The 11,481-nt window shown below is 49.3% G+C and carries 13 protein-coding genes; 8 read left to right on the forward strand and 5 right to left on the reverse strand.

Going from position 1 to position 11,481, the window contains the following annotated elements; genetic code table 11:
* Nucleotides 1-308 precede the first annotated feature (308 nt).
* Complete coding sequence (locus tag NNN64_RS11805; RefSeq protein ID WP_271441514.1) at nucleotides 309-1,841, forward strand: SpoVR family protein; 1,533 nt, start codon at nucleotides 309-311, stop codon at nucleotides 1,839-1,841.
* 110 nt (nucleotides 1,842-1,951) lie between these two features.
* On the opposite strand, the gene fadR is transcribed toward NNN64_RS11805, so the two are convergent.
* The gene (gene fadR, locus NNN64_RS11810) at nucleotides 1,952-2,671 is read right to left on the reverse strand and encodes a fatty acid metabolism transcriptional regulator FadR (RefSeq protein WP_005122254.1); all 720 of its coding nucleotides are present in this window, start codon (nucleotides 2,669-2,671) and stop codon (nucleotides 1,952-1,954) included.
* Nucleotides 2,672-2,908: 237 nt separating this feature from the next.
* Here fadR and nhaB point away from each other — a divergent pair, with 237 nt between their 5' ends.
* From nhaB to NNN64_RS11825, 3 genes are all read left to right on the forward strand, one after another.
* Nucleotides 2,909-4,453, forward strand: a complete 1,545-nt coding sequence (nhaB, locus tag NNN64_RS11815) for a Na(+)/H(+) antiporter NhaB (protein WP_271441515.1) — start codon at nucleotides 2,909-2,911, stop codon at nucleotides 4,451-4,453.
* 141 nt (nucleotides 4,454-4,594) lie between these two features.
* Nucleotides 4,595-5,125, forward strand: coding sequence for a disulfide bond formation protein DsbB (gene dsbB / locus NNN64_RS11820; RefSeq protein ID WP_271441516.1), 531 nt, complete (start codon nucleotides 4,595-4,597; stop codon nucleotides 5,123-5,125).
* A gap of 110 nt (nucleotides 5,126-5,235) precedes the next feature.
* Complete coding sequence (locus tag NNN64_RS11825) at nucleotides 5,236-5,577, forward strand: DUF1971 domain-containing protein (protein WP_016153372.1); 342 nt, start codon at nucleotides 5,236-5,238, stop codon at nucleotides 5,575-5,577.
* A gap of 29 nt (nucleotides 5,578-5,606) precedes the next feature.
* Here the strand turns inward: NNN64_RS11825 and NNN64_RS11830 are convergent, their stop codons facing one another.
* From NNN64_RS11830 to NNN64_RS11840, 3 genes are all read right to left on the reverse strand, one after another.
* Nucleotides 5,607-6,053, reverse strand: coding sequence for a YcgN family cysteine cluster protein (locus NNN64_RS11830; protein ID WP_005122244.1), 447 nt, complete (start codon nucleotides 6,051-6,053; stop codon nucleotides 5,607-5,609).
* A gap of 93 nt (nucleotides 6,054-6,146) precedes the next feature.
* On the reverse strand, nucleotides 6,147-6,806 hold the full coding sequence (locus NNN64_RS11835; RefSeq protein WP_271441517.1) for a fumarylacetoacetate hydrolase family protein: 660 nt from the start codon (nucleotides 6,804-6,806) through the stop codon (nucleotides 6,147-6,149).
* Between the two features lie 69 nt (nucleotides 6,807-6,875).
* Nucleotides 6,876-7,169 carry a YcgL domain-containing protein gene (locus tag NNN64_RS11840; RefSeq protein ID WP_137381645.1) on the reverse strand — a complete coding sequence of 98 codons (294 nt, stop codon included), beginning with the start codon at nucleotides 7,167-7,169 and terminating at the stop codon, nucleotides 6,876-6,878.
* 126 nt (nucleotides 7,170-7,295) lie between these two features.
* On the opposite strand from NNN64_RS11840, the gene minC reads away from it, so the two are divergent.
* The 3 genes from minC to minE are packed head-to-tail and all read left to right on the forward strand — an operon-like array spanning nucleotide 7,296 to nucleotide 9,109.
* The gene (gene minC, locus NNN64_RS11845) at nucleotides 7,296-8,003 is read left to right on the forward strand and encodes a septum site-determining protein MinC (protein ID WP_202039692.1); all 708 of its coding nucleotides are present in this window, start codon (nucleotides 7,296-7,298) and stop codon (nucleotides 8,001-8,003) included.
* 23 nt (nucleotides 8,004-8,026) lie between these two features.
* Nucleotides 8,027-8,839 (forward strand): septum site-determining protein MinD, encoded by an 813-nt coding sequence (gene minD, locus NNN64_RS11850; RefSeq protein ID WP_005122235.1) that lies wholly within the window; start codon nucleotides 8,027-8,029, stop codon nucleotides 8,837-8,839.
* A 3-nt stretch (nucleotides 8,840-8,842) separates the two neighbouring features.
* Nucleotides 8,843-9,109: a cell division topological specificity factor MinE gene (gene minE, locus NNN64_RS11855; RefSeq protein ID WP_003833739.1), complete on the forward strand. Its 267-nt coding sequence runs from the start codon at nucleotides 8,843-8,845 to the stop codon at nucleotides 9,107-9,109.
* A gap of 85 nt (nucleotides 9,110-9,194) precedes the next feature.
* Here the strand turns inward: minE and NNN64_RS11860 are convergent, their stop codons facing one another.
* Nucleotides 9,195-10,112 carry a LysR family transcriptional regulator gene (locus NNN64_RS11860; RefSeq protein ID WP_137345949.1) on the reverse strand — a complete coding sequence of 306 codons (918 nt, stop codon included), beginning with the start codon at nucleotides 10,110-10,112 and terminating at the stop codon, nucleotides 9,195-9,197.
* A gap of 103 nt (nucleotides 10,113-10,215) precedes the next feature.
* On the opposite strand from NNN64_RS11860, the gene NNN64_RS11865 reads away from it, so the two are divergent.
* On the forward strand, nucleotides 10,216-11,298 hold the full coding sequence (locus NNN64_RS11865) for a tartrate dehydrogenase (RefSeq protein ID WP_271441518.1): 1,083 nt from the start codon (nucleotides 10,216-10,218) through the stop codon (nucleotides 11,296-11,298).
* The last annotated feature ends 183 nt before the right edge of the window (nucleotides 11,299-11,481 follow it).

The raw sequence follows: 11,481 nt of genomic DNA on the forward strand, positions 1-11,481 counted from the left end.
CAGTAAAAGAACAATCTTCTAATTACATCTTGATAACTCAGTTGAAAATATTATTCAACATATGGCTTTTTTATGGTGATGTATCTCACACATAGCAGTGATTGCAGGGAAGTCTCTGCTTTGGCATCTCCTGCTGCGCGTAAATTTTATCCAGCATAAAATTTTGTTACCTCGACGTTTTTCGACGCTTCGCTAACGTGAAATCGCAAAGAAAAAATTTCTCCTGCAGCACGCTTTTTAACACCATGATCTATGCTTGAAATGAGGTACTCCAGACAGAGAGTGCCGCCAACAATGAGGGTGCGCGAATGGCTACGATTGATTCCATGAACAAGGACAGCACACGGTTAAGCGATGGACCCGACTGGACGTTTGATCTGCTGGATGTCTATCTGGCAGAGATAGACCGCGTGGCGAAACTCTACAAACTGGATACCTACCCGCACCAAATCGAGGTGATCACTTCTGAACAAATGATGGACGCCTATTCCAGCGTAGGGATGCCAATCAACTATCCGCACTGGTCGTTTGGTAAAAAGTTTATTGAAACCGAACGCTTGTACAAACATGGTCAGCAAGGACTGGCCTATGAGATTGTTATTAACTCCAACCCGTGTATCGCGTACCTGATGGAAGAGAACACCATCACCATGCAGGCACTGGTCATGGCGCATGCCTGCTATGGACATAACTCTTTCTTCAAGAATAACTACCTGTTCCGCAGTTGGACAGACGCCAGCTCCATCGTCGATTACCTGATCTTTGCGCGAAACTATATTACCCAGTGTGAAGAGCGTTACGGTGTTGATGAAGTTGAGAAACTCCTCGACTCCTGCCATGCGCTGATGAATTACGGCGTTGACCGTTATAAACGCCCGCAAAAAATCTCACTACAGGAAGAGAAGGCCCGGCAGAAAAGCCGTGAAGAGTATCTGCAAAGCCAGGTGAATATGCTGTGGCGTACGTTGCCGAAGAAAGAGGAAGAGAAGACCATCTCTACCGCACGGCGTTATCCTTCTGAGCCGCAGGAAAACCTGCTGTATTTTATGGAGAAAAACGCCCCACTGCTTGAGTCCTGGCAGCGAGAGGTCCTGCGTATTGTGCGTAAGGTAAGCCAGTATTTTTATCCCCAGAAACAGACTCAGGTTATGAACGAGGGATGGGCAACCTTCTGGCACTACACCATCCTCAATCACCTTTATGATGAAGGCAAAGTCACCGAGCGCTTTATGCTGGAGTTTCTGCATAGCCATACCAACGTGGTATTCCAGCCACCGTATAACAGTCCATGGTATAGCGGGATAAACCCTTATGCGCTGGGTTTTGCTATGTTCCAGGATATCAAACGTATTTGTCAGTCGCCCACCGAGGAGGACAAATACTGGTTCCCAAATATTGCGGGTTCCGACTGGCTGGAAACGCTGCATTTCGCGATGCGTGATTTTAAAGATGAGAGCTTTATCAGCCAGTTCCTGTCACCAAAAGTGATGCGCGATTTCCGCCTGTTCACGGTGCTGGATGATGACCGCCATAATTACCTGGAAATTTCAGCGATTCACAATGAGGAGGGGTATCGCGAGATCCGTAACAGGCTGTCATCGCAATATAACCTGAGCAATCTTGAGCCGAATATTCAAATCTGGAATGTTGATCTGCGCGGCGACCGTTCACTGACCTTGCGTTACATCCCACATAACCGCGCGCCGTTGGATAAAGGACGCAAAGAAGTGTTGAAGCATGTTCATCGGCTGTGGGGATTTGATGTAATGCTGGAGCAGCAAAATGAAGATGGCAGCGTTGAACTGCTGGAGCGTTGCCCGCCAAGGATGAACGGCCTGTAAAATTGATTGCCGGAGGTGGTGTAATACACCTTATCCGGCCTACGATGTAGACGCATTGTAGGCCGGATAAGACGCTTTGGCGTCACCATCCGGCATTGCGCGATTCGCGATTAACGTCCCTGAATAGCTAAATCGCCCGGCAAATTCTTCTGCATACGGTGCCAAATCTCACCACTGTCGTGACCATAGCGGCGCACCGTTTCATAGACCAAATCATGAGCGCCCTGCTCACACAGCTCTGACAGCTTACGGTAGAAGTTCAGCGCCAGGCCGCGTGCTTCCGGGTTGGCAAAGTAATGACGGCCAATACGCGTATAAAGTCCTTTCATACCGTTGAGGATCAAACCGTAAATCGGATTGCCCGACGCAAATGCCAGACCGCGGAAAATGTTGTAGTCCAGATCGGCAAACGCGTCAGCATGGTCAGCAACCTGATTCGCCGTTGCCAAAACGTCCTGGGCTTTATCAGGATGTTGGCGGAATGCGGTGCGAATAAAGATCGTCGAGATGTTGGTACGCACAGACAGCAGGTTATCAATCAACTGCGGAACGCTTTCGTGATCGAGACGCGCCAACGTTTCCAGGATATTCAGCCCGGAGGTTTCCCAGAAGTTATTCACTTTCGTCGGTTTGCCGTGTTGAATGGTCAACCAGCCGTCCCGCGCCAGACGCTGCAATACTTCGCGTAACGTGGTACGTGTTACTCCAATAAGTTCGGAGAGTTCACGTTCAGCGGGCAAAATAGTGCCAGGTGGGAAGCGGTTATTCCAGATACTCTCAATGATGTACTCTTCCGCGAACCCAGCAGGGCTTTGCGCCTTAATGACCATAGTGATAATTCCATTACACAGCAAAACATAGTTACACACATCATACCAGACGGGTTTCTTAGCTGATAGCTGACGCAACGAAGAAAAAGTGGATCAAGGCTTCATTTTCCAGATAACGCTGATACGCAGTCGCTACGATAAGCCACGTGAAGAACTTGCCTGCATCCACTCGTGCCGCTAAGCTTTGCGGTCAAACATAAAAACATGATTTCATTTTTACAGGTAAGGGAAACTGCCATGGAGCTATCATGGGGCCGCGCTATGTGGCGCAATTTTTTAGGCCAGTCGCCGGACTGGTATAAACTTGCACTGCTCGTCTTCTTAATCATTAACCCGCTTATTTTTTTCATCAATCCCTTTATCGCGGGTTGGTTGCTGGTGGCCGAATTCATTTTTACGCTGGCAATGGCGCTTAAGTGTTATCCACTGCTGCCAGGCGGGCTGTTAGCCATCGAAGCTGTCGTCATCGGCATGACCAGCGCCACTCATGTTCGTGAAGAAGTTGCCGCCAACCTTGAAGTGCTCTTGCTGCTGATGTTTATGGTGGCGGGCATCTACTTTATGAAGCAACTGCTGCTGTTTATTTTTACCCGACTGCTGCTCAGTATTCGCTCCAAGATGCTGCTGTCGCTGGCCTTTTGTGTTGCCGCTGCCTTCCTTTCTGCGTTCCTCGACGCATTGACCGTGGTCGCAGTCGTGATCAGCGTGGCGGTCGGTTTTTACGGCATCTACCATCGCGTCGCCTCTTCCCGTCCGGAAGATAACAATTTGCTGGATGACAGCCATATCGACCAGCACAATAAAGCCGTACTTGAGCAGTTCCGTGGTTTTCTGCGCAGCCTGATGATGCACGCGGGAGTCGGCACCGCGTTAGGCGGTGTGATGACCATGGTTGGCGAACCGCAGAACCTGATTATCGCCAAAGCGGCTGGCTGGCATTTTGGTGATTTTTTCCTGCGCATGTCGCCGGTCACCGTTCCGGTGTTGATTTGCGGTCTGCTCACCTGCCTACTGGTTGAAAAGTTACGTTGGTTTGGCTACGGTGAAACATTACCGGAAGCTGTCCGTGGCGTTCTGCAACAGTTTGACGATGAAAGCCGTCAACAACGTACCCGCCTGGATAAAATCAAGCTGATTATTCAGGCTGTTATCGGCGTATGGCTGGTCGTTGCCCTCGCGCTGCATCTGGCAGAAGTCGGATTAATTGGCTTGTCGGTGATTATTCTGGCCACGTCGTTAACCGGTGTCACTGACGAACACGCTATTGGTAAAGCCTTCACCGAATCGCTGCCCTTCACCGCGCTGCTTACCGTATTTTTTTCCGTGGTTGCGGTGATTATCGATCAGCAGCTTTTTGCGCCGATTATTCAGTTTGTCTTGCAGTCTTCTGAACATGCACAGCTGACCCTGTTCTATCTTTTCAACGGCCTGTTGTCGTCAATTTCAGACAACGTCTTTGTTGGCACAATTTACATCAACGAAGCGAAAGCGGCGCTGGAGCACGGGACGATTAGCCTGAATCAATATGAACTGTTAGCGGTGGCGATTAATACCGGAACCAACCTGCCTTCCGTGGCTACGCCAAATGGTCAGGCGGCATTCTTGTTCCTGCTTACCTCCGCACTGGCACCACTGATTCGTCTTTCCTACGGCCGTATGGTGTGGATGGCATTACCGTACACGATCGTCCTGACGCTGGTAGGTCTGTTGTGCGTAGAGTTCACGCTGGTCCCCGTGACCGAATGGATGACGCAAACAGGCTGGTTAGCTACACTTTCATAACAATAAACCGGGTAAATCACTGCCCGGTTTGACTTTTTGCATGATAATTATCCGATTACACAATATTTCAATTGCCGCTAGTGGCGCATAAATTGAATTGGTTTAAACTGCGGTCTCTACGCATGTTGCAGGGAAATTATTATGTTGCGATTTTTAAACCAGTGCTCCCGTGGGCGTGGAGCATGGTTATTGCTGGCGCTCACCGCCCTGGCGTTGGAACTTGTTGCCTTGTGGTTCCAGCATGTCATGCTGCTTAAACCTTGCGTGTTGTGTATATACGAACGTAGCGCATTATTTGGCGTGATGGGTGCTGGTCTGGTGGGCGCAATTGCCCCGAAAACGCCGCTGCGCTACGTGGCGATGATTATCTGGATTTACAGCGCCTGGCGCGGCCTTCAGTTAGCGTATGAACACACGATGATTCAGCTTCACCCGTCACCGTTCATGACCTGTGATTTTGCCGCGCGCTTCCCGAGTTGGTTACCGCTGGATAAATGGCTGCCGCAGGTATTTATGGCTTCCGGTGACTGCGCTGAGCGTCAGTGGTCATTTTTAACCCTGGAGATGCCGCAGTGGCTGTTGGGGATTTTTGCCGCCTATCTGGTCGTTGCAGTGTTGGTGCTGATTGCCCAGCCCTTTAAACCGAAAAAACGTGACCTCTTCGGTCGCTAACAGAACGCTCCTTCGGGAGCGTTTTTTTTTGCCATAATGTCATTGCCTGCGGGCATCTATAAGATGTATATTAAATATATCTTATAGATGCCCCACAAAGGAGATGTCTTATGTCCCATTTACGCATCCCGGCAAACTGGAAAGTTAAACGCTCTACTCCCTTCTTTACGAAAGACAATGTCCCGGCCGCTCTGCTTTCTCACCACAACACAGCAGCGGGCGTTTTTGGGCAACTCTGTGTGATGGAAGGCACTGTAACGTATTACGGCTTTGCCAATGAAGACGCAAAAGAACCTGAAGTAAAAGTGGTCATTAATGCCGGACAGTTCGCGACCAGCCCACCGCAGTACTGGCATCGCGTTGAATTAAGCGACGATGCGCAATTCAACATTAATTTCTGGGTTGAAGATGACAACCATAGTGATGAGATGTATCAGGCGAAAAAGTCTTAATCCTTAACGCCTGTTAATCGATGGGCGGCTTAGTCCGCCCATGAAGGTTTGTTCAATATATGGTCCTGCCAGTCACGCACTTCTGATTCTTTCACCGCGATATGGCGTACTGAAATACGCTCACCGTGCATTGCCGCCTTTGACCCCGTCAGCAATGGGTGCCAGTCCGGTAACCCTTTCCCTTCCGCTAATAAACGATAGGCGCAGGTCATCGGCAACCATTCAAAGGTTGGCAGGTTATCACGCGTGAGTTTGATGCAATCGGGCTCGTATTCGAATCGACGTTCATAATTACGGCACTGGCAGGTTTTGATATTGAGCTGCTTACACGCGACGTTGGTAAAGTAGATTTCGTCAGTGTCTTCATCCATAAGCTTATGCAGACAACATTGGCCGCACCCATCACATAATGACTCCCACTCGGCATCGGTCATTTCATCAAGGGTTTTACTTTGCCAGAAAGGTATGTCGCTCATCAGGGTATCCGCTATTTCACTAAAGCTGCACCTTATAACCAGTCTGGCACGTTGATGCAAGTTTTGCCGCCCGAAATAGGCGGCAAGCAGAGATTACAGCACCCGGGTGGTTAGTGTCTGACCATGGAAACGGATAGCCAGCTCATCACCGCTGTGTAACGGCCCAACGCCTGCTGGCGTCCCGGTCAGTACCACATCACCGGCTCTAAGCGTGAAGAATCGGCTCATGTAAGCAATCAATGGAACAATATGATGGATCATATCCGCCGTAGTGCCCTGCTGGCGCACTTCGCCGTTCACCGTTAATCCGAGCTGAGTATCCTGCGGATCACCGTTAAATTCCGCTACCGGAATAAACCCAGACAGCGGGCAAGAGTTGTCAAAACCCTTCGCTTTTTCCCACGGTTGACCCGCTTTTTTCATTTTGCCCTGGATATCGCGCAGGGTCAGGTCCAGCGCCACACCATAGCCAGCAATGGCTTTGCGTACATGCTCTTCTGTCGCCTGGCGCAGGTTTGCGCCGATCAGCACGGCCAGTTCAACTTCGTGATGAACGGAACCCATATCCGCCGGGATGATCAACGGTTGGCGCAAATCGCACAGCGCAGTTTCAGGCTTAATAAACAACACCGGCTCTTCCGGCGTTGTTCCCCCCATTTCTTTAATATGGTTTGCATAATTGCTACCTACGCAAACCACTTTGCTCACCGGGTAATCCAGCAGAGCACCATGCCAGTTATGATGTTGATACATTACTTTCCCCTAACGTAGTCATAGATTTCAGGTACTGCATCGATGCGACATGCTGCTGCAGGATGCAGTTTAACGTTTAGCGTCTGGTGTATTTTGTTTTACCGCAGATAAATGCTGTTTAAGTAAATCCTCAGGCGGCGGTGGTATTTGTAAATAATAGCCCTGCTCGGTTAGTGCCTGTTTTACTTTTTCAAGATCGGCATTAACCAGTTTTTTACGACCATCAAGCGGTAAAATCATTGCCAGCTTTGGCTGACCAAATCCTTTCATCAGTTCTTCAGGAACACGCGAGAAATCGTCTTTTTTTTCGACATATAAATAGGTCTGGTCACGTTTGCTGCTTCGGTAGATCACACAAAACATATCTTTTACTCTGAATTCACGGAATGGTGGCTTGCCTCAATATAATACTGACTATAACATGCCTTATAGTCTTCGGAATATCACCCCGCACTGGGGATGATAAATAGCAAATTGAGTAAGGCCAGGATGTCAAACACGCCAATCGAGCTTAAAGGCAGTAGCTTCACCTTATCAGTGGTTCACTTACATGAAGCAGAACCCGAGGTTATTCGTCAGGCGTTGGAAGACAAAATCGCGCAGGCACCTGCATTTTTAAAACATGCTCCCGTGGTGATCAACGTGAGTGGCCTTGAAAGCCCGGTGAACTGGTCGGCGCTGCAAAAAGTCATTACGTCCACGGGTCTGCGCATTATTGGTGTTAGCGGATGCAAGGATGCAAAACTTAAGGCAGAAATCGACGAAATGGGGCTTCCTTTACTGACAGAAGGTAAAGAAAAAGCCATTCGTTCCGCACCTGTTGAAGCTCCGGCACCTGCCGCACCGCCACAAAACGTTACTCCCATCACAAAAACACGATTAATAAATGTACCGGTTCGTTCCGGTCAGCGTATTTATGCTCCACAATGTGATCTGATTGTTACAAGTCACGTCAGTGCGGGCGCAGAGCTTATCGCTGATGGCAATATTCACGTTTATGGCATGATGAGAGGCCGTGCTCTGGCGGGCGCAAGCGGCGATCGGGAAGCGCAAATTTTCTGTACCCACCTGACGGCAGAACTGGTGTCTATCGCAGGTGTTTATTGGCTGAGTGATAAAATCCCAGCAGAATTTTATGGCAAAGCGGCACGTCTGCAATTGGCAGAGAACGCTTTGACAGTTCAACCGTTGAATTGATCCCTTTTTAACAAGGAATTTCTATGGCACGCATTATTGTTGTTACTTCGGGTAAAGGGGGCGTTGGCAAAACCACCTCCAGCGCGGCCATCGCTACAGGTTTGGCCCAGAAGGGAAAGAAAACTGTCGTTATTGATTTTGATATCGGCCTGCGTAACCTTGATTTAATTATGGGTTGTGAACGTCGCGTCGTTTATGACTTCGTCAACGTTATTCAGGGCGATGCGTCGTTAAATCAGGCGTTGATCAAAGATAAACGCACCGAAAATCTCTTTATTCTTCCGGCCTCACAGACTCGTGATAAAGACGCGCTGACCCGTGAAGGCGTCGCGAAAGTTCTGGACGATCTGAAAGCGATGGATTTTGACTTCATCGTCTGTGACTCTCCGGCAGGTATTGAGACCGGTGCGTTGATGGCCCTGTATTTTGCCGACGAAGCCATTATTACCACCAACCCGGAAGTGTCTTCTGTACGTGACTCTGACCGTATTCTGGGTATTCTGGCGTCGAAATCTCGTCGCGCTGAAAATGGCGAAGATCCGATTAAAGAGCATCTGCTGCTTACGCGCTATAACCCTGGCCGCGTAAATAAAGGTGACATGCTAAGCATGGAAGACGTACTGGAAATTCTGCGAATCAAGCTGGTTGGCGTGATTCCTGAAGATCAGTCAGTCCTGCGCGCGTCTAACCAGGGTGAGCCGGTTATTCTCGACATCAATGCTGATGCCGGCAAAGCCTATGCTGATACCGTAGACCGTCTGTTGGGAGAAGAACGTCCTTTCCGCTTCATTGAAGAAGAGAAGAAAGGTTTCCTCAAACGCCTGTTCGGAGGATAAGTTATGGCATTACTGGATTTTTTTCTCTCGCGGAAAAAGAGCACAGCGAACATCGCTAAAGAGCGACTGCAGATTATTGTTGCGGAACGTCGTCGTAGCGACGCCGAGCCGCATTATTTACCGCAGTTGAGGAAAGATATTCTCGACGTTATCTGTAAGTATGTACAAATTGATCCTGAAATGGTCACCGTACAGCTTGAACAAAAAGACGGCGATATTTCTATCCTTGAACTTAACGTGACTTTACCTGAAGCAGAAGAGTCTAAATAACGTCTTTTGTAAATAAGTCATGGTTGAAAAAAGGCAGATTATTCTGCCTTTTTTATTTCTGATCATAGTCCGGACTGCCCCCCATTTATTCCAAACTGAACTTCGGGTAGTTCTCAGCAAAATAGCGACGTAAATACTCCACGGTAATACGGATTTTTGCCGACGTCGCCAGACGTGACACATAAACAGCCCAAATATTTGCTGGTTGATAATAGTCAGGCAATATATGAACCAGATGCCCACTGGCGATGTTATCGCAGACATCCCACCATGAACGTAGCGCAATCCCCTGACCATCCACACACCATTGGTGAACAACTTCGCCATGATTGGAGGAGAGCGGCCCCGTCACCTTAATCGAGTGCACGCCCTCTTTGTTACGCATTTGCCAAATGCCAAATGGATGATCGCGCTCTTTAATCACCAGGCAGGGCAACGTGGACAGATCGTTCAGTTGTTTCGGTGTACCGTGCTGTGCCACAAACTCAGGTGATGCGCACAATATTCGATAATTGGTCGCCAGCTTACGTGCGATCAAATTGGGTGCAATGTCATCCCCGATGCGAATATCAAGATCGACACCTTCATTAACCAGATCGACTAACCGATCCTCAACGTCAAACCGCAACTCCAGTTGAGGATACTCTTTTGCCAGCGCTGACAACGCTGGAGCCACGACACGGCGACCAAAACCAAAGCTGCTGATAATACGTAACATCCCCTGCGGGATCTGCCGGACATCAGACAGCTCATCCATCATCTGATCCACATCCTGCAGGATCCGCTGGGCCCATTCGTAGATCCGTTCCCCTTCCTCCGTGATGGTGACGCGCCGTGTTGTACGGTGTAACAGCACTACGTTCAGTGTCTGTTCCAGCAACGCAACACGCTTGCTGATAAAAGCCGGTGAAACGCCCAGCTCCTCGGCAACGGCGGCAAAACCCGCACGACGGGCAACCAGCATAAAGACGCGTAAATCATTTAACAGCGGCAGATTATTCATGATCTGTGTTTTATGTTTCACCAGTTGGAGGGATTAACTATTAATCAGTCAATTATAGGATAAGGGGAAAGTCAATTTTGATGGCGTACAAGTGAGAGCTGCTATGAAGAAAACCTGTCGTATTGCCGCTATCCCCGGAGATGGCATTGGTAAAGAAGTCCTGCCTGAAGGCATTCATGTGTTACAGGCAGCCGCCGAACGCTGGGACCTGTCGCTCAGCTTTGAGCAAATGGAATGGGCCAGTTGCGAGTACTATACGCATCACGGCAAGATGATGCCGGATGACTGGCATGAACAGTTGAAATCCTTCGATGCTATCTACTTTGGTGCCGTCGGCTGGCCGGACACTGTACCGGATCACATCTCACTATGGGGCTCGTTACTCAAGTTTCGTCGGGAGTTCGATCAATACGTCAACCTGCGTCCGGTACGTCTGTTTCCTGGTGTTCCTTGCCCATTGGCGGGTAAGAAACCCGGCGACATTGATTTCTACGTTGTGCGTGAAAACACCGAAGGCGAGTATTCTTCACTGGGGGGGCGCGTAAGCGAGGGTACCGAACATGAAGTGGTCATTCAGGAGTCGGTCTTCACGCGTCGTGGCGTTGATCGCATTTTGCGTTACGCGTTTGAACTGGCACAGAGCCGTCCGCGTAAGACACTGACCTCGGCCACTAAATCAAACGGCCTTGCCATTAGCATGCCTTACTGGGATGAGCGTGTTGAAGCAATGGCTGCCCAGTACCCTGAAATCCGCTGGGATAAACAGCATATCGACATTCTGTGCGCCCGTTTTGTCATGCAACCGGAGCGTTTTGACGTGGTGGTCGCCTCTAACCTGTTTGGCGACATCCTGTCCGATTTAGGGCCAGCCTGCACTGGCACGATTGGCATTGCACCCTCAGCAAACTTAAATCCGGAACGGACCTTCCCATCGTTGTTCGAACCGGTCCACGGTTCGGCCCCGGATATCTACGGCAAGAATATTGCTAACCCAATTGCCACCATCTGGGCTGGCGCGATGATGCTGGATTTCCTTGGCAACGGCGATGCGAATTATCAGGCCGCCCACGATGGCATTCTGGCCGCGATTGAACAGGTTATTGCCAGCGGCCCTAAAACGCCGGATATGAAAGGCAATGCCAGCACTCAACAGGTAGGTGACGCTATCTGCCGGGCACTGCGTTAGAGGTCAAACCACGAAATATGAGCCGCGTCACTGACGCGGTTTTTTTATGTGTTCTGTACGTCAAATAACCTGCGTGAATTCACTTTTTATTATTTCCGTTCCGTGTTTTATTGCTTCACGCATCAGGCAATTGTTTAATTCATGTAAAGAACAAATAATAAAATTGTTAAATATGAAGCGACA

This window comes from Citrobacter sp. Igbk 14, from assembly GCF_028069825.1.
GTDB lineage: Bacteria > Pseudomonadota > Gammaproteobacteria > Enterobacterales > Enterobacteriaceae > Citrobacter.